This window comes from Acinetobacter sp. YH01022 (assembly GCF_013420235.1).
Taxonomy (GTDB): domain Bacteria; phylum Pseudomonadota; class Gammaproteobacteria; order Pseudomonadales; family Moraxellaceae; genus Acinetobacter.
Map to the genome: position 1 here is coordinate 1 of NZ_VOYP01000011.1, position 17,574 is coordinate 17,574.

At 40.2% G+C, this 17,574-nt stretch carries 14 protein-coding genes, 2 tRNA genes, 5 pseudogenes and 1 other annotated feature; of the genes and pseudogenes, 12 read left to right on the forward strand and 9 right to left on the reverse strand.

Features of this window, described 5'->3' with window-relative positions:
• Positions 1 to 99, reverse strand: a sequence feature (AL1L pseudoknot). This feature is flagged as partial in the annotation.
• From FTT87_RS05485 to FTT87_RS05495, 3 genes and pseudogenes are all read right to left on the reverse strand, one after another.
• Positions 1 to 374: pseudogene (locus FTT87_RS05485) on the reverse strand (transposase); the annotation flags it as partial. Its footprint overlaps the feature before it by 99 nt.
• 49 nt (positions 375 to 423) lie before the next feature.
• Positions 424 to 798: pseudogene (locus FTT87_RS05490) on the reverse strand (Arm DNA-binding domain-containing protein); the annotation flags it as partial.
• Positions 799 to 967: 169 nt separating this feature from the next.
• Positions 968 to 1,043: transfer RNA gene (locus FTT87_RS05495), tRNA-Arg, on the reverse strand.
• A 179-nt stretch (positions 1,044 to 1,222) separates the two neighbouring features.
• On the opposite strand from FTT87_RS05495, the gene FTT87_RS05500 reads away from it, so the two are divergent.
• From FTT87_RS05500 to FTT87_RS15970, 7 genes and pseudogenes are all read left to right on the forward strand, one after another.
• Positions 1,223 to 2,158: an ABC transporter ATP-binding protein gene (locus FTT87_RS05500; protein ID WP_180044597.1), complete on the forward strand. Its 936-nt coding sequence runs from the start codon at positions 1,223 to 1,225 to the stop codon at positions 2,156 to 2,158.
• Positions 2,155 to 2,928: an ABC transporter permease gene (locus tag FTT87_RS05505; protein ID WP_086195004.1), complete on the forward strand. Its 774-nt coding sequence runs from the start codon at positions 2,155 to 2,157 to the stop codon at positions 2,926 to 2,928. The genes FTT87_RS05500 and FTT87_RS05505 overlap by 4 nt, the downstream gene beginning before the upstream one ends.
• The gene (gene queF / locus FTT87_RS05510) at positions 2,928 to 3,743 is read left to right on the forward strand and encodes an NADPH-dependent 7-cyano-7-deazaguanine reductase QueF (RefSeq protein ID WP_180044598.1); all 816 of its coding nucleotides are present in this window, start codon (positions 2,928 to 2,930) and stop codon (positions 3,741 to 3,743) included. Before FTT87_RS05505 ends, queF begins: the two co-directional genes overlap by 1 nt.
• Positions 3,744 to 3,769: 26 nt before the next feature.
• Positions 3,770 to 4,420: a hypothetical protein gene (locus tag FTT87_RS05515; protein WP_180044599.1), complete on the forward strand. Its 651-nt coding sequence runs from the start codon at positions 3,770 to 3,772 to the stop codon at positions 4,418 to 4,420.
• Positions 4,421 to 5,342: 922 nt separating this feature from the next.
• On the forward strand, positions 5,343 to 6,344 hold the full coding sequence (gene mltB, locus FTT87_RS05520; protein WP_180044552.1) for a lytic murein transglycosylase B: 1,002 nt from the start codon (positions 5,343 to 5,345) through the stop codon (positions 6,342 to 6,344).
• Between the two features lie 285 nt (positions 6,345 to 6,629).
• A complete protein-coding gene (locus FTT87_RS05525; protein ID WP_200224315.1) occupies positions 6,630 to 7,238 on the forward strand; it encodes a septal ring lytic transglycosylase RlpA family protein in 609 nt (202 codons plus the stop codon).
• 247 nt (positions 7,239 to 7,485) lie between these two features.
• A pseudogene (locus tag FTT87_RS15970) lies at positions 7,486 to 7,853 on the forward strand (Mpo1-like protein).
• Between the two features lie 213 nt (positions 7,854 to 8,066).
• Here FTT87_RS15970 and FTT87_RS05530 read toward each other — a convergent pair.
• The 3 genes and pseudogenes from FTT87_RS05530 to rpsB all read right to left on the reverse strand — a co-directional run.
• A pseudogene (locus tag FTT87_RS05530) lies at positions 8,067 to 8,477 on the reverse strand (DUF3465 domain-containing protein); the annotation flags it as partial.
• Positions 8,478 to 8,573: 96 nt separating this feature from the next.
• Positions 8,574 to 9,449, reverse strand: a complete 876-nt coding sequence (gene tsf, locus FTT87_RS05535; RefSeq protein ID WP_086194999.1) for a translation elongation factor Ts — start codon at positions 9,447 to 9,449, stop codon at positions 8,574 to 8,576.
• Positions 9,450 to 9,589: 140 nt separating this feature from the next.
• Positions 9,590 to 10,342, reverse strand: a complete 753-nt coding sequence (gene rpsB / locus FTT87_RS05540; protein ID WP_086175302.1) for a 30S ribosomal protein S2 — start codon at positions 10,340 to 10,342, stop codon at positions 9,590 to 9,592.
• A 207-nt stretch (positions 10,343 to 10,549) separates the two neighbouring features.
• Here rpsB and map point away from each other — a divergent pair, with 207 nt between their 5' ends.
• The 3 genes from map (at position 10,550) to FTT87_RS05555 (ending at position 13,494) form a co-directional block, all read left to right on the forward strand.
• Positions 10,550 to 11,377, forward strand: coding sequence for a type I methionyl aminopeptidase (map, locus tag FTT87_RS05545; RefSeq protein ID WP_180044554.1), 828 nt, complete (start codon positions 10,550 to 10,552; stop codon positions 11,375 to 11,377).
• A 162-nt stretch (positions 11,378 to 11,539) separates the two neighbouring features.
• Positions 11,540 to 11,959, forward strand: a complete 420-nt coding sequence (locus FTT87_RS05550) for a hypothetical protein (RefSeq protein ID WP_180081151.1) — start codon at positions 11,540 to 11,542, stop codon at positions 11,957 to 11,959.
• Positions 11,960 to 12,267: 308 nt separating this feature from the next.
• A complete protein-coding gene (locus FTT87_RS05555; protein ID WP_086194996.1) occupies positions 12,268 to 13,494 on the forward strand; it encodes a pyridoxal phosphate-dependent aminotransferase in 1,227 nt (408 codons plus the stop codon).
• 125 nt (positions 13,495 to 13,619) lie between these two features.
• Here FTT87_RS05555 and FTT87_RS05560 read toward each other — a convergent pair whose 3' ends face one another.
• Positions 13,620 to 14,471 (reverse strand): DMT family transporter, encoded by an 852-nt coding sequence (locus tag FTT87_RS05560; protein ID WP_180042696.1) that lies wholly within the window; start codon positions 14,469 to 14,471, stop codon positions 13,620 to 13,622.
• A 387-nt stretch (positions 14,472 to 14,858) separates the two neighbouring features.
• On the opposite strand from FTT87_RS05560, the pseudogene FTT87_RS05565 reads away from it, so the two are divergent.
• Positions 14,859 to 15,253, forward strand: a pseudogene (locus tag FTT87_RS05565) (PaaI family thioesterase).
• Between the two features lie 96 nt (positions 15,254 to 15,349).
• Here FTT87_RS05565 and FTT87_RS05570 read toward each other — a convergent pair.
• A complete protein-coding gene (locus FTT87_RS05570; RefSeq protein ID WP_180042697.1) occupies positions 15,350 to 15,808 on the reverse strand; it encodes a hypothetical protein in 459 nt (152 codons plus the stop codon).
• Between the two features lie 238 nt (positions 15,809 to 16,046).
• Between FTT87_RS05570 and FTT87_RS05575 the strand changes: the two genes are divergently transcribed.
• Positions 16,047 to 16,122, forward strand: a tRNA-Asn gene (locus FTT87_RS05575).
• A gap of 165 nt (positions 16,123 to 16,287) precedes the next feature.
• Here the strand turns inward: FTT87_RS05575 and FTT87_RS05580 are convergent.
• The gene (locus FTT87_RS05580; protein ID WP_180042741.1) at positions 16,288 to 17,469 is read right to left on the reverse strand and encodes a S1C family serine protease; all 1,182 of its coding nucleotides are present in this window, start codon (positions 17,467 to 17,469) and stop codon (positions 16,288 to 16,290) included.
• Between the last annotated feature and the right edge of the window lie 105 nt (positions 17,470 to 17,574).

A 17,574-nucleotide genomic window follows, 5' to 3' on the forward strand; every position in this document is an offset into this window, starting at 1 on the left:
TCTACAAATCGCCTCAACACCATATAACGCTTTATTGTTATGGATAAAATCCACCATTATTTGTGTGGGCGGTCGAGCTCCGCCTGGGCGAAAAAAGCGGCTGCTTTACGTAGAATTTCGTTAGCACATTGCAGTTCTTTATTTTCACGTTCGAGTTGTTTAATACGTTCTTGATCTGAAAGTTGCTGTACTTTAATTGGGTTTTGTTTATCTAAATATTTTTGATACCAAATACGTAGAGTTTCAGGCGTACAACCAATCTTAGGCGCAATAGCCGTGATCGCAGCCCAATTCGATGGATAATCTTTTTCGGATTCAATCAATAATTGAACCGCTCTATCTCTGATTTCAGGGGTATATTTTACTTTTTTCATCGGGACATTCTCTCAGAAAGTTTGGTCTCCGACAAACCCGGTACGGTTCAGTATCGGGTATCCATCTGCCTGTATTGCTGTATTCCTTGTGCCAGTCCCGGGCTATGGCTTCAAAACTAAATGAGTTGTCCTTTTTATACTTTTGGATTTCTTCATATTCGATTGGATCTGTACCCTGTGCCAATAACTTTTCATATTCGCGGCGTTTATCCCTTGCTGACTTTAGGCTTAGTGCTGGAAAGTTGCCCAATGTCATCAATCCATCTTTACCATTGGCTTTTTTATATTTATATCGCCATACCTTAGTGCCACTTTTTCTGACAAATAGAATTAAGCCCTGTCCATCGTATAAAGAATAGTCTTTATCTTGTGGCTTGGCGCTTGTGCATTTGGAATCTGAGAGCGGTGTTATGTGCTTGGCCATAGTCAGAATAAGGATACAAAAGTGGATAGAATCGAATATATCCTCATATATATCCTTATAACTTGCAACTATATCCTTATTTATTTTGTTATATTCTGCTATATTTTTATTATAAAGCCTTATATTTAAAGGCTTTCAGAATATATTTTTGTATGTTTAGCTATTGATTTGGTGCGCTCAGCGGGACTCGAACCCACGCCACAGGCTTCGGAGACCTGTACTCTATCCAGTTGAGCTATGAGCGCGCGATGCACATCATAACAAAAAAAACGGTAAGGTAAAGCAACTATATATAAGTCATCACTTTTTGTGCTTATACTTTGAGCAATGTTCCATTATTGCAACAGACAATTCCTGCTTATTTACTTGGTTTATTCAGCAAGATCACTCACAATACTCCTACTATTCACCAGGTGAGAATTTCATGACTGATGCATTGACCTTGAGGGACGTATCCAAAACCTATCGTAACGGTTTTCAAGCACTAAAAGGAATCAACCTAACGGTACCTGAAGGTGAGTTTTATGCCCTCCTTGGTCCAAATGGTGCGGGTAAATCAACCACCATTAGCATCATTAGCTCACTGACCAAAAAAACCTCCGGTACAGTGGAAATTTTTGGCCATAATCTGGATACCCACCCTTCAGAAGCCAAACAATGCCTGGGTGTCGTACCTCAAGAATTCAACTTTGGTCAGTTTGAAAAAACCTTTGATATTTTGGTGACTCAAGCCGGCTATTACGGTATTCCTAAAAAAATTGCAGAAAGCCGGGCTGAAGAATATTTGGAAAAATTAGGCCTATGGGAAAAACGTGGCATACAGGCACGCATGCTTTCTGGCGGAATGAAACGCCGTTTGATGATCGCCCGTGCCATGATGCATCAACCCCGGCTGCTCATTTTAGATGAACCGACTGCCGGTGTGGATATTGAATTACGTCGTTCCATGTGGGACTTCCTCACTGAAATGAACGAAAAAGGTACATCAATTATTCTGACTACGCATTATCTAGAAGAAGCTGAAATGCTATGCCGTCGCATTGCCATTATCGACCGTGGTGTGATTAAGGAAGATACTAGCATGAAATCTTTCTTAAACCAGCTGAGTGAAGAATCCTTTATTTTTGACCTGGTCGAACCGATTCAACCCATCCATCTGGATATTATTGGCGTGCGTTTTAATTTAATTGATCCAGTGACCTTAGAAGTCACCATGGACAAGGCACATACCTTGAATGAACTGTTCCAACTGCTGGAAGCACAAGGCATTCAAGTACGCAGTATGCGTAACAAGTCGAACCGTCTGGAAGAAATCTTTGTAAAAATGGTGGAAAAAAATCTTGAAGGAGCCGCGCAATGAACTTCAATCAACTCAGTGTTGCGCTCTATACCCTGGTACATAAAGAAGTGCGTCGCTTCATGCGCATCTGGCCACAAACCTTATTGCCACCTGCCATTACCATGAGTTTGTATTTCGTGATTTTTGGCAATTTGGTCGGTTCACGGATTGGCACAATGGGTGGCTTTAGCTACATGCAGTTTATTGTACCCGGCTTGATTATGATGGCGGTGATCACTAACAGTTATGCCAATGTCTCCTCCAGTTTCTTTAGTGCCAAATTCCAGAAAAGCATTGAAGAACTAATTATGAGTCCTGTACCGCTGCACATGATTTTGTGGGGCTATGTAATTGGTGGTGTTTGCCGTGGTGCCTTGGTTGGTATAATTGTCACTGCAATGAGCCTGTTCTTTACTGACTTATATATTACCAACTGGTTCGTCACTATATATACCGTGCTGATTACGTCATTCTTATTTTCATTAGGCGGTTTTATTAATGCTGTTTATGCAAAATCATTTGATGATATTTCGATTATCCCCACTTTTGTACTGACTCCACTGACCTATTTAGGTGGTGTATTCTATGCCATTAGTGCTTTAAGTCCATTTTGGCAAAATCTCTCTTTAATTAACCCGATTGTATATATGGTGAATGCCTTCCGTTTCGGCATTTTAGGTCATAGTGATGTCAATGTTTCCATTTCATTGACTGTAATTACCTTATGTTGTGCCGTACTTTACGGTATAGCTTACTATTTACTTTCTCGTGGTTCAGGAATGCGTGAATAATGAGTGTAGAACATTCTCTATTAGGTAAAGACACCAATTATCCAACAGAATATCAACCCGATATTCTGTTTCCAATTTCACGTGCCACTGCGCGTGAAAAATACGCCCATGTTGAAGGCATTCAACACGGCAAAGACTGGTGGCATGTTTTTGAAATTTCCTGGTTAAATGCGGCTGGCATTCCTCAGGTGGCGATTGGTCGTATCACTCTGCCGGCATCCTCACCCAACCTGATCGAATCAAAATCTCTCAAGCTCTACTTTAATAGTATGAACTTTACCCAATTCGATTCAAAAGAAGCATTTATTGCAACGGTCGAAAAAGATTTATCTGCTGCGGCAGGTGCACCGGTCACGCTGACTTTATTTCAGGTAGATGATCTGGATATTTCCAAACCTGAAGGAATCTGTATTGATGATTTAAGCCCTGAACGCCTGGAAAACCATCCAGATGCGAGTTTATTAACATTAGACACAGAAAATAGTGAACAAGTTGAAGTACAACTTTATTCACATTTACTCCGCAGTAACTGTCCAGTCACCGGCCAGCCAGACTGGGGCACAGTTTTTATACGTTATCAGGGTAAAAAACCTTGTTATCGCAGTATTTTAGCTTATATTATTTCCTACCGTCAGCATAACGGTTTCCACGAACAATGCGTGGAACAGATGTTTGCCGACATCTGGCAAAACCTTGCGCCGGAAAAACTGATGGTATATGCAACTTATACACGTCGTGGCGGATTAGACATCAACCCTTGCCGTGTATCCGATGCGACATGGATGCCTCGCCCCATTCGTTTGGCGCGACAATAAAATGAAGAATATTGAGGTTGTTTAACATGCCATTTTTTGGTTTTATTCCTTCTGCAGAATTATTAACAAGTATTCAAACAGGTCAGGAAAAGAAAAATTCCAGCGAACCGCTATACCCTTTACGCGACAAGACTGCATTGCTGATCAATGATGAAATCATTGATGCTATTTTGACTGAGCTTGTGCGTCGTTTCCCAGCCAGTGATAAACGTGATACCGCTGAAAAACTGGCCGGTTATGTCAAATCAACCGTTGCAGTTTTATTGAAACAGTTGTTGAGTAAATCCTCCAATGATGTAGTAAAACAATCCATTGAGTTTTCACAAAAAAGCCTGTTTAAAGATGCAGCTGGCAATTTCCGTGTAGGTGAACCATTAGATGCCAGTCTGGTGACCAATCTTAAAAATAGTTATGCGGAAATTAAAGCAGGCAATGAGGTAAATAAAGCAGTCTTAACTGAACTTTATAAGCAGTTTGCTGAAGCGACCGTGCGTCATTTCATGAATGACTTTAATAAAACCCTAGATTTGGGCATGATCAAGCGTAAAGCTGCCGATCTGGGTTCTGCTGCAGTGATTAAAGCCGTACATATTGCTGTGGAAAAAATCATTCCGCATCTAACTAAAGGTGAGTTATTGGTACTGGCTGAATATCACGATACCTTATTTCATTCTTGAGCACATTTAACATGATCTAAAACCTGGCAATCGCCAGGTTTTTTATTGCAAAATTTTATTCCCAAACCATAAGTGCAGCACTACTGTCTTTGTGGGTATTTGTCTTGATCAAATTTATAGATGTACTGGGTATTATATAAATTTCAGAAAAGACTTTATGATCTCTGCCTCAATCATTTATACAAATAATTTCAATATAAAGTGTTGAGCAAAATTAAATCGTGATTAATTCACTTTTTATACTATTTTAGGGCTTAAATTTTTATCTCTTTCATGTTTTTTATAGCAACAATCATCAAGAAAAATTTCAATTTATGAACTTGTAAGATGGTTGTCTAGCAAGCAGATTCTTGCATGCTTGAATAAGAGATAAAAAAGCAGGAATTCTTCTAAATTTTGTTTTCAAATAGACTTTTTTAGCAATCTGATACAAAGAAGCCATAACAGAACATATTTTTAGCTGACTGGTAAATATTAGATGATTTATTACAATTAAGCATCCATCCAACCAGATACAATGTTCTGATGTTTTTTCAGACAAACACTTCCTGATAATGCAAAATCACTACTAAATTTCATATTCTGGGCTTATATAAAACGTATCATTGCAAACAATATAAAGAACCGAACTGGATCAGCTCAAGCAGACTGAACTTTAATTTGCAGTTCTTCTGCTGAGTATACACAGTACAGTTCAAAGAACTGGCATCAAATACATGGATTTATGCAACAAATAACGTTCTTTGTCTTTTTTTGTATATGAACTTGTGGATACAGCCTTGGTCAATGCTATCTTAACCACTTGAAAAATTCCGTTATCTTTCATGAAATGGATTTTTGGTCACTATATTTGTAATACCGTCTTTTAGCGTCGTGATGTCAATTTACACACACTGATTATGTTTTTGGAACTTTGAGTAATATGTTAAGTATCAACTTTTATAACAGCATTAAACGTCTTCCTTTACTTCTCGGTGCACTTTCCATCACCAGCTTCTGTCAAGCCAACGATTTTTATAATCACCCCGCATATAACAGCTTTAGACAACAAACCATGCAAACTTATAGCTTGAGTGCAGAACAGGTCGATTGGGCCATGAATGGCTCAAAAAACCTGCCTAATATCATCAATATCATGAACCGCCCTGGTGAAAGTAAACCCTGGTATGAATATAAAACCAATTTTATGGCGGAAAGCACCATTCAGCGTGGGGTACGTTTCAAAGCTCAGTATGCCGATACTTTAAACCGCGCTGAACAGCAGTTTGGTGTACCGCAATCGATCATTTTAGGGATTTTAGGGGTAGAAACCGGTTTTGGTGCCAATAAAGGTAATTTCATTACCCGTGATGCCCTAGCAACCTTAGGCTTCGGCTATGAGCGACGTGCCCAGTATTTCCAGGATGAGCTTGCTGCACTGATTGCATGGACCTATAAAGATGGAGTACCTGCCAGCTCAGTCGTTGGCTCTTATGCTGGAGCGATTGGTTATCCTCAATTCATGCCGAGCAACATTAGCAAAATGGGCGTGGACTATGATGGCAATGGACATATTGACTTAAGAAATTCTGCCGTAGATGCTATTGGTTCTATTGCCAACTACTTGGCACAATATGGATGGCAACGCAATCAACCCATCGGCTTTGCCGCCCGCTATACAGGGAATAATCCAGACTCAGTTATTGCAAAAGATTTGGAACAGCCAACACCATATGGCGCTTTAAAAAATCAAGGCATCACACCGATCAATCCGATTGTACAAATTGATGATCTGGATATGGTAAATATTATTCAACTTCAAGATAGTTATGGCCCGATTTATTATATTACCTATCCAAATTTTCAGGTCATTACGACCTACAACAAGAGTCGCATGTATGCTACAGCGGTATGGCAATTAGGTAACGAAATCGTCAGCCGTTAAGACTGGTTTTTACCAAATAATACTAAAGTCAAGATTTATTTTTACTAAATTGTTTATAAAATGGACGTTTTAAATATTATGTTACAATATTGATTAAATTTTAATCTAAAAATGATGATTTTCTGTACTTTTTGTAATTATTTTAATTAAAAAGTAGACAGCTTTAGCTTGGCATGAATATTATCCATCTCGTCAAATGTAGTTGCAAAAGAGAATTAACAGACTTGATCGCTTTTATTTCAATCGCTTAATTGAGATAAAAGAGCAGTCTTTAGGAGTTTAATAATGCATTCCTCGATAAAGTATATTTTAGCCTTAACCACCACCTTTGCCCTGAGTCAGTCTCAAGCAGAATTGGTGCAGTCATCATTTAATACCGATAGTGACAACTCCCGCTTGGCCACGCGTGTATTAAATAAAGATGCTCAAAATTTTAATTCTCACTTTTCAAATTTAAATAGTCTTTCAATCGCTGAACGTTCTGGTGATAAAATTCGTCGCCAAACGATTGCAGCAAAAATTGAAATCCCTACAGACGAGCCTTCAGTGATTGAAAAGCTAAATACTGTTGCATCGAATACAGTACGTAAATTTAGCCAAACTGGTGCAGCTTCTTGGTACGGTCGTCAGTTCCATGGCCGTAAAACTGCAAGTGGTGAAACTTTCGATATGAATGGTTTAACTGCAGCTCACCGTAGCCTGCCATTGAACTGCTATATTCGCGTAACCAATAAAAACAATGGTAAGAGCGTAGTGGTAAAAGTGAACGACCGTGGTCCATTCCATGGTAACCGTGTTCTAGACTTATCTTATGGTGCTGCAAAACAACTTGGTATTACTAATGCAGGTAGTGCAAAAGTAAACATCGAACGTGTGGATGGTCCAAATTCATAAGAGCTTGCCAGACTCCTGATACATTTGACACAAAAGCCACTTCTTGTGGCTTTTTTAATGCCTGACCAAAAGTACCCATCTCCTCAATCTTGTTCACAACACCCCAACATCACCCATCCTTTACAAACAAATATTACTAAGCCGCTCATGTGAGGACTGCTGTCTGGTTTATATTTTATCTTTACAAGAATAAAGCATGGATTGATGGATGTTCATCAACAAAAAGCCGGAGTAAACGAGGAAAGCTATAACAGAATGGTTGAATGAATATAGAGAAAACCATCAGAACAAAATTAACAAAGTCCTTCACTGAGCTTATGTGCTCGCTATTTTATTTTCGATCATTGCTCTTGCTCATTTCAGTGCGTTAATCACCGCCTTAATTTTGATCTTAAGCTTGGTCTTTTTACACGAATAAACTTAGTCCTTGCTGTCGCAATGGCTGCTCTCATTCTAATCATGGCGTGGCTGATTTTTATTTTGCCTATAGGAACAGGATTTTATATTGAGCTTTTCATTTTAGCCTGAATCGGGCAATTTTATAGCCATAAAGTCGAGAGAAAAAAGTCTTCCTTGTTTAAATATCTCGAATTCCTCCTGATTGGCCGCATATGATGCATGAATGCCTACATAATCGAACTACCACCAAAATTTTAAACCCGCCAAAAATCGCAAAACAACGCAATTTAAAAGCACTTATCGTTTTAGCCTTCTAAAGGACCTTTATTGATAGGTTCTCCCTTTTTATTTCAACCATCCTTCCGCATATCATTATTGTGGAGCGTGAGTAATCCAGTAAATTAACCCACCTTTTTCAGAGTACTCCTATTCTTCATAGAACCCGACCGTATCTCCCTTTTGCAATCCATCAATGCGGGGATTTAAATCAATATTATGAGCCACTAACACGGTTAGGCCATTCTGCAATTGTAGAATAAACTTTTGCTGACGTGAGCCGTTGTTATCATCCCCTAAAACCACTTTGACTGTTCCGCTTGACTGGAGCTGTATATTGTTTTTTTGTGTTTGAAAGACCTGTTGAATTTTTGCATCATCATTTGGAATTTGAAAATTTGATGCTTTCGAATCTAGAGAGGCTTTCTGAAATTGTGATTTCGATAAAATTTCAGTATGTGCTTTTGAATTGCGGAGCAATTGATTTAAAGGATTTTGCCGTTGTTGTAAATCAATACCAAAATAGACAGCAACTAAAACAAGAATAATGGCATCGATGCCCATCTAGGCTTTGTTCACCATCTTTATTGCTCTCTCATAATTCTAAACTCTGCATAAAAAAAGCCCCAAACGGGGCTTTTTTTTGCAAATAATCAGAGATTATTTTGCAGCAGCTTGAGCAGCAGCAACTTCTTCAGCGAAAGAAAGTTCAGCTTTTTTCTCAATACCTTCACCCACTTCAAAGCGAACGAATTGAGCAACTGTAGTAGCAGTTGATTTAAGAACATCAGCAACTTTCTTGTCGTTGTCGATTACGTACATTTGACGCTCAAGAACAACTTCGTTCAAGTATTTTTCAACTGAACCAGTTACCATTTTTTCAACGATGTTTGCAGGTTTACCTGATTCCAATGCTTTCGCTTCAGCAATTTCTTTTTCTTTAGCGATAAGATCAGCAGATACGCCTTCCGCAGTTACAGCAACTGGGTTGAACGCAGCAACGTGCATCGCAATACCTTTACCAGTAGCAGCATCACCGTTGTAAGATACAACAACACCAATTTTTAAACCGTGTTTGTAAACTGCAAGGTTTTCGCCTTCAACAATTTTCGCACGACGTACTTGGATGTTTTCACCGATTTTTTGAACAAGAGCAATACGCGCTTCTTCAACAGTTGAACCATCTTCAAGTTTCAATTCAGCAATTTTAGCAGCATCAGTTTCATTTGCAGCAAGCGCAGCAGCAGCAACTTTAGTCGAGAAACCAGCAAAGTTTTCGTCTTTAGCAACGAAGTCAGTTTGGCAGTTTACTTCTACAAGAATAGCTTTATTGCCTTCTTGAACGATAGTGATTGCACCATCAGCAGCAATGTTGCCAGCTTTTTTAGCTGCTTTTGCTTGACCAGATTTACGAAGGTTATCAATCGCTAATTCGATGTCACCGTTCGCTTCTGTTAATGCTTTTTTACATTCCATCATTGCTAAACCAGTACGGTCACGCAATTCTTTTACCATGCTCGCAGTAACTGCAGTCATGTTATTCTCCTAAATACGGTAGAAAAATGAATCTGTTCAACAAAAACGGCCCAAAGTGTTCTCTGGACCGTTTCGCTTTCTTGACGCTTAATTTGCCACGGTTACATGTCGCAAAAATGACAATTCTGCGTCAAAACGCATTAAGCCTCTGGAGCTTCTTTAGCAGCTTCTTCGCCTTTAGCTTGAGCATTTGCTTGTGATTGAGCGTACTCTTTACCAGCAAGGATAGCATCAGCCATAGCAGAAGCGTAAAGTGTAACCGCACGGATCGCATCGTCGTTACCAGGAATAACGTAATCTACGTTGTCTGGGTTAGAGTTTGTATCAACGATACCGATTACAGGAATACCCAAGTTTTTAGCTTCTTTAATCGCGATTGATTCGTGGTCAACGTCAATTACGAATAATGCGTCAGGTAAACCACCCATGTTTTTAACGCCGCCTAAAGCACGTTCAAGTTTTTCCATTTCACGAGTACGTTCTAAAGCTTCACGTTTAGTAAGTTTAGCAAAAGTACCGTCAGTAGATTGAGTTTGAAGATCTTTTAAACGGTTGATAGATTGGCGAAGTGTTTTCCAGTTCGTCAACATACCACCTAACCAGCGGTGGTCTACGTATGGTTGACCAGCGCGTTGAGCTTGTTCACGAATGATGTTAGAAGCAGCACGTTTAGTACCAACAAACAATACTTTGTTCTTTTTGCTTGCAAGATTGTTAACAAAGTTCAAAGCATCATTTAACGCAGGAACAGTGTGCTCAAGGTTGATGATGTGAATTTTGTTACGCGCACCAAAGATGTATTCGCGCATCTTTGGGTTCCAGAAACGAGTTTGGTGACCGAAGTGAGCGCCTGCTTGAAGAAGGTCGCGCATGCTTACGTTGTAATCTGCCATTTTCTTTACCTTAAAGTTTGGGTTAGGCCTCCATATATCCGCATTCTCCACTCTTGCGAGCACCCAGAGAAATGTGTCGATATATGTGCGGATTTTATTGCCCCATCGCACAAAGCCCGTGAAATTTATTCACGAAAAAGCATTTGATAAAATGGGCGGCTATTTATACCATAGTCACACACAAATTTCCAAAAGTTTTTAAAGATCATGAACAGTACTTACGAAGCTCCTCGTCGACTCATTAAAACCCCTGAAGAAATTGAAAAAATGCGTGTGGCGGGTCGACTGGCGGCAGAAGTTTTGGATATGATCAAACCGCATATCAAACCGGGTGTCTCTACACTCGAACTGGATACCATCTGCCACGATTATATCGTCAATAAACAGGATGCCATTCCTGCCTGTCTTGGTTATGGTGCAGCACCCGGCCGCCCGGCATTCCAGCATGTCATTTGTACTTCCGTCAACCACGTAGTGTGTCACGGCATTCCATCTGCAAGCAAAATCCTGAAAAAAGGCGATATTCTGAATATTGATGTCACTGTCATTAAAGACGGCTATCACGGCGACACCAATATGATGTATATCGTCGGCAGTGAAACTTCAATTCTTGCCGATCGTTTATGCAAAGTGGCTCAAGAAGCCATGTACCTCGGTATTGCGACGGTAAAACCAGGTTCTACCATTGGTGATATTGGCAATGCCATCCAGAAATATGTTGAATCAGAACGCTTTGGCGTCGTACGTGAATATTGTGGTCATGGTATTGGCACCGTATTCCACGACGAACCGCAAGTTTTGCATTATGGTCAACCCAATACCGGTATGGTGCTTGAAGAAGGCATGACCTTTACCATTGAACCGATGGTAAACGCTGGCGACTGGAAAACCAAAATCTTAGGTGACAAATGGACGGTGGTGACCAAAGATCATAGCTTGTCCGCACAATATGAACACACCCTTTTAGTGACAAAAACCGGTGTTGAAGTATTGACTGCCCGTCCTGAAGAAGACCTGTCCCGCTTTAATCAATAAGTTCATTTCAAATTAATTTAAATGGCTACTGTTTTTGTAGCCATTTTTATTTAAAGTGGTCTTTATTTGAACGTTTTGCTAAAAATCTGTACCACACTCAATTGATTTTCACTTTATTTTCCACATACTGCAGCACAGTTCAATTTAACACAGGGATTTTTCATGTCCGATTTTAGCAATGTCACCATAACCCAAAATGATGATGACACCGTTTCACTACTGATTGATCACAAGCCTATCTCTGAACGTTACGGCATGAAATTTAGTGCCAGCATTGTGGATGAACTCAAAGCTTTGGCTGATGGTCAAAATATGAAACTGTTTGATCAGTTTGTATTTTCACATACCGATTTAAACTTTGAGCATAGCTATCGGTATGTGACTTGCATTCTAAAAGAAGAAACAGGTTATAAAGTGACGCGTAATTTCGTTTATACCATTACTGCTCAAGGTCAGCAGCCGATTGAACATGTCATTACCAAACAGGGGCAACCAATGACCACTGCTGATGTACATGAGTTCATTAATACCCATCTGCAAAAATCCTTAAATGATTATACCGATCTGAATTATGCTTATTGATGTTTAGTTTTTGTGACAACTTGCTAACACTCCACACACTACAATTAAATAGTACACCATCTAATTGTAGTGTTCTTTTTCACTTAGTCATTCACATTTAATTATCACTTTTACCGCCATTTTTTAGTCATTCTCAGGCCTTTTATTCAGACTAAATATTTAATGATTAATTGTTAATGCTCAGCTGATTCAACCGGATTAAATACTTTTTTCCAATATTGCTATATTCGACCTCCCCTTTTTGGCGCAATTTAAGCTAAGATAGTGTGCTTTTTTATTTTTTAATCCCTATAAGAAGGAATACTGCCGTGGACGTACGTCTCTCTGATCGTGTAAATGCCATCAAACCGTCCCCTACACTTGCTGTTACCAACAAAGCTGCCGAACTTAAAGCTGCTGGTAAAAACGTAATTGGTTTGGGTGCAGGTGAACCAGATTTTGACACCCCACAACACATCAAAGATGCAGCAATTGCAGCTATTAACAACGGTTTCACCAAATACACCGCTGTTGACGGTACTCCAGGTCTTAAAAAAGCAATTATTGCGAAATTAAAACGTGATAATAATCTTGACTATGCAGCAAACCAGATTCTGGTTTCTTGCGGTGGTAAACAGTCATTCTTTAACTTGGCACTTGCTTTGTTAAATAAAGGTGATGAAGTGATCATCCCTGCGCCATACTGGGTAAGCTATCCAGACATGGTACTCATTGCTGAAGGCGTGCCTGTTGTAGTGAAATGTGGTGAAGAACAACGTTTCAAAATCACACCTGCTCAATTAGAAGCTGCTATCACTGACAAAACCCGTTTAGTGGTATTGAACAGCCCATCTAACCCGACTGGTATGATCTACACTAAAGCTGAACTTGAAGCTTTGGCTGAAGTACTTCGCAAATACCCAGAAGTTCTCGTGGCTTCTGATGACATGTACGAACCAATCCGTTGGGACGACGAATTCTACAACATCGCCACTATTGCTCCAGACCTTTACGACCGCGTAATTGTACTGAACGGTGTATCTAAAGCTTATGCAATGACTGGCTGGCGTATTGGCTATGCAGCGGGCCCTGCTAAACTGATTGGTGCGATGAAAAAAATCCAGTCTCAATCCACTTCTAACCCGACTTCCATTTCACAAGTTGCTGCTGAAGCTGCATTGAACGGTCCTCAAGACGTTCTTGAGCCAATGGTTGAAGCTTTCAAACGCCGTCATGACTTAGTTGTAAAAGGCTTGAATGACATCAACGGTATTACTTGCCTTCCAGCTGATGGTGCATTCTATGCCTATGCCAACATTCGTCCATTAATTCGTGCGAAAGGTTTAAAATCTTGCACAGAATTCTCTGCATGGTTATTGGAAGAAACTGGTGTTGCCGTTGTTCCTGGTGATGCATTCGGTCTGGGCGGTTACATGCGTATTTCTTATGCGACTGCTGACGAAGTACTGGTAGATGCGCTTGCACGTATCAAGAAAGCTGCTGATTCAATCGAAGGTGTTGACGCTGCGATTGCTTCAATTGCTGCTGAAAAATAATCTGCTTTTTCTAAAGTAAGATTTAAAAAAAAACCCGCGAATTTCGTGGGTTTTTTTCTATTTCAGGATTTATCTTTTTAAACTTAAAAAATATCCAGATTAATTCTGCTTTAAACATATTTTAATTATTTCAATGTGCTTGGCGCATGCGTCTGATCAGGCATAGTTCTAATCACCAAGGAAATTCCTGCTAAAACAATGATGGCAGACATGATCATCCGCCAACTTAAAGTCTCACCAATAAACAGCGCGCCACCCATTATCGCCAAACACGGCACAGAGAGCTGCACACTGCTGGCCGTCACACGGTCAATCTGTTTCACAATGACATACCACAACACATAGGCACCACTTGAGGCCAAACCGCCTGACAGCACTGCCAAAAGGACACCTTGAGGCTGTGTAAAGCTGTGTGCATAAAACGCAGCGTAAGCCAGCAAGACAAAAGGAATCGCCATGACAAAATTGGCTAATGTACTGGCCAAGGGGTTTTGCATATTTTTGCCCGCAATGCTGTACATCGCCCAGCCTATTCCTGAAAGCACCATAATGGCTGCATAAACCAAATTTGGAGCATCTGCACCCGGAAGCAAGAGAATGAAAATGCCGATAATCGCAATACACAACCCGGCACCACGGTGCAGATTGATTTTTTCACCATGACATAGACCATAACCGACCATACTGAGCTGAACAGTGCCAAATAACAGCAATGCCCCGACACCGGCATCTATATGTAAATAAGCCAGTGAAAAAGCGACTATATACAGCGCCAGAAAAAAACCGTTTTTAACACTCCACTCAATTTTGGCTTTTTGTGTAGAAAACAGGTAAAGCGCCAATAAAACGACAGCACCACTACAGACACGAATCAAGCTGAAACTCATCGGGTCGATTTGCTGGCCTGCCAATGCCAAACGGCATAAAACCGAATTGGCAGCAAAAGCCAGCATGGCAATCATGATTTTAAACAGCATGGTTGAGCGTCCCTATCAACAACCTGCTTTAGATATAGCCAATCTAGCTTTTTAAATCCATAGAGATTTGCTGATTCAATTTATAAAAAATACACATGAGCAAAATTCTGGAGATACATAACAATGATCCACACGCACTTGATGATCAACATTCAATCTTTACAAACCACTGCAAGTGACTCTCAACTTATCCTTTGGCAAATTTTTATAGCACGAGAGATAGTAGGCTTAGTTTTATGCTTCAATAATTTTCTATTCTTTTGCTCATTCAATAAATTTTATTTCCCTACAACCTGCTGAATGTTTCTTGACGGTTTTGATCAACACCGCTAATTCAAACATCAAGTTCCTTTTTGTAACTTATAAATCAATAAGGAAATAATAACAATGAATCCCAAAGAAATGACTGGACTGCAACTTTTACAAGCCATGTGTAATGGCAGAATTCCAGCACCCTCAATGAGTGAAACCGTTTCCATGCAACCTTATGAAGTTTCGGAAGGCACGATTCATTTCAAAGTGAAAGCGGATAACCGTCATTTAAACCCTTTAGGGGGCATACACGGCGGTTTTGCAGCAACCGTACTGGATTCCGTTACTGGTTGTGCCGTTCACAGTATGCTGGAAGCAGGTGTGGGTTATGGCACCATCGATTTAAATATCAAAATGTGCCACCCTACTCCTCAAGATCAACAACTGGTTGCCACAGGAACCATCATCAATATCCATAAAACCTGGAGATTACTGAAGGTAAAATTGTAGATAAAGAAGTCAAACTTTAAGCCGACGCCACTGCAACATGTATGATTATTCGTTAATAGACAATATGCCGCACTTAGAGCTTAAGTCATTTACTAAGCTCTTGTGCGAGTACATGATTAAACGGCCGATTTAAATGATTTTGTTAGAGCAGATAAAGCCACTTCCGGACGTGAAGTTCCCTTATAGATACATAAATATTTAAATACGCTATCGAGTGATATAGAGAGTTTCTTCTGTTCCGACACCGACCATACTTTAGAATTGTTACGTCCAGATAAAGCGCTACCATTCAGCTGATACAAATACAGATCACGATCACGTTGCAAAGGCTGCTTGCGACCATTCGAATAACTATCCAGCAGCAATTGACAAGGTGAATTAATCAACCATTTATCGCTAAACCAAAGCTGCAACAAGTCACCCAGATATAAGACTTGAGTTCCGACAGGCCAGACCTGGATATAAGCATCCTCAACAGCGGTCTGATAGCACTGCGGGTCTTGAATAATAGAAAGGTAATTATCTTGATAAAAAGATAAATTTGAAAAAATTTCGGCAATCGTCAGCGTATGCATTCGCTTTCTCCTGTTTAGCCATTTTAGTGCTGGCAAGTTGGTTTAAATCCACACTGTTTGAACTTACATTCAAACGCTCTGTTATGTATTTAATCTAACAAGCCAGTTTTGGCTGTGCAAGTTTTTTTAGGATTTTTAATTGAGTTGTTTAAATAAAAAGCATACGGCATAAAAATTAAGGAATCATGACACTTTTAGCTTGACCCCCTGTAAAATCTGCTTATAATCGCATGCAGATTCTCCAATAGCTCAGTCGGTAGAGCGACGGACTGTTAATCCGCAGGTCCCTGGTTCGAGCCCAGGTTGGAGAGCCAAATACGAAAAAGCCCGCAGCATTAAAGCGGGCTTTTTTATTGCCTAAATAATCTATAGTTATCTAGTCATCAGATAAGCCCTAAGCTAGGCCATAAAAAAAGCGCATCGAAATGCGCTTTTTCTCTGCTCATTCACCTCAACGTGGATCAATAGCAGGATTGTTTTTATTGTTGAGGTAAAGGAATATATTGTGAATTATTATTCTGTGCTTTACGTTCAGTCACCACCACATTCAGGGTTAATGGCTGCTCATCTCGCACCACTTCAACTTTAATGGTGCTATTCGGTGCTTGCAAGGCTACATAATTAATCAAGTGGGAAGCAGAAGTGATCGGTTCACCATTGACCTGGATAATTTTATCACCCTTTTTAATTCCTGCCTTGGCTGCAGGACCACGAGGAAGTACGTCAGCAACGACTACGCCAGTTTGCTTAGGTTCAAGAATATTGTCCTGTTGTACTGGCATGAGGCTAATGCCCAACCAGCCGCGAACTACACGACCGTCTTTCAGAATTGAATTTAGAATTTGCTGACACACTTTCGCAGGAATGGCAAAACCAATCCCCAGTGAACCACCGGATTGCGAGAAAATAGCCGTATTCACACCAATCAGATTACCAGCCACGTCAATCAGTGCTCCACCCGAATTCCCCGGATTAATCGCCGCATCGGTTTGAATGAAGTCTTCATAAGTATTAATGCCCAAATCTGAACGGTTGGTGGCAGAAATAATCCCCTGAGTGACTGTTTGTCCCACACCGAATGGGTTACCAATGGCAAGCACCACATCCCCAACTTCATTGCCGCTGAGTTTAAAAGGCAAAACCGGCAGCTTGTCGAGTTCAATCTTAATTACCGCCAGATCAGAATCTGGGTCTGTGCCAATCACTTTAGCGACTGCACGGCGTCCATCATTCAGACCCACCACAATTTGTTCAGCCTGAGCAATTACATGATTGTTGGTCAAGATATAGCCATCTGAACGTACAATAACACCCGACCCCAGACTGTTTTCATTTTGCTCCTGATCAAACTGTTCAGGGACCTGATCACCAAAAAACTCGCGAAATGCAGGGTCATTTAACAAAGGGTGCTCTGCTTTATTCACTTTTTGGGTTGTGAAAATATTCACCACCGCAGGAGCCGCCACCTTCACGGCATTACTGTAAGATTCGACTGCACCCGCCCTGTTGGTATTAACTAAAGGCTCGACTTTTTCTCTTGGCATTTTTATACCGTCAGATGCAACAGGGGCTTGCGGCTTCTGAGAATGTTGCCAGACAAGAAAACCGAGAGTGACTAAAACAAGTAAAACCCAAGGTAACCATGAAAAGGTGCGGCGCACGGTAATTTCCTCTAACAATATTTTAATTCGTTGATGACTAAGTAATTTATCGGCCATTGTAAAATGAAATACAGCAGGAAACTTAAAAATAATTCAGAGTTTTGT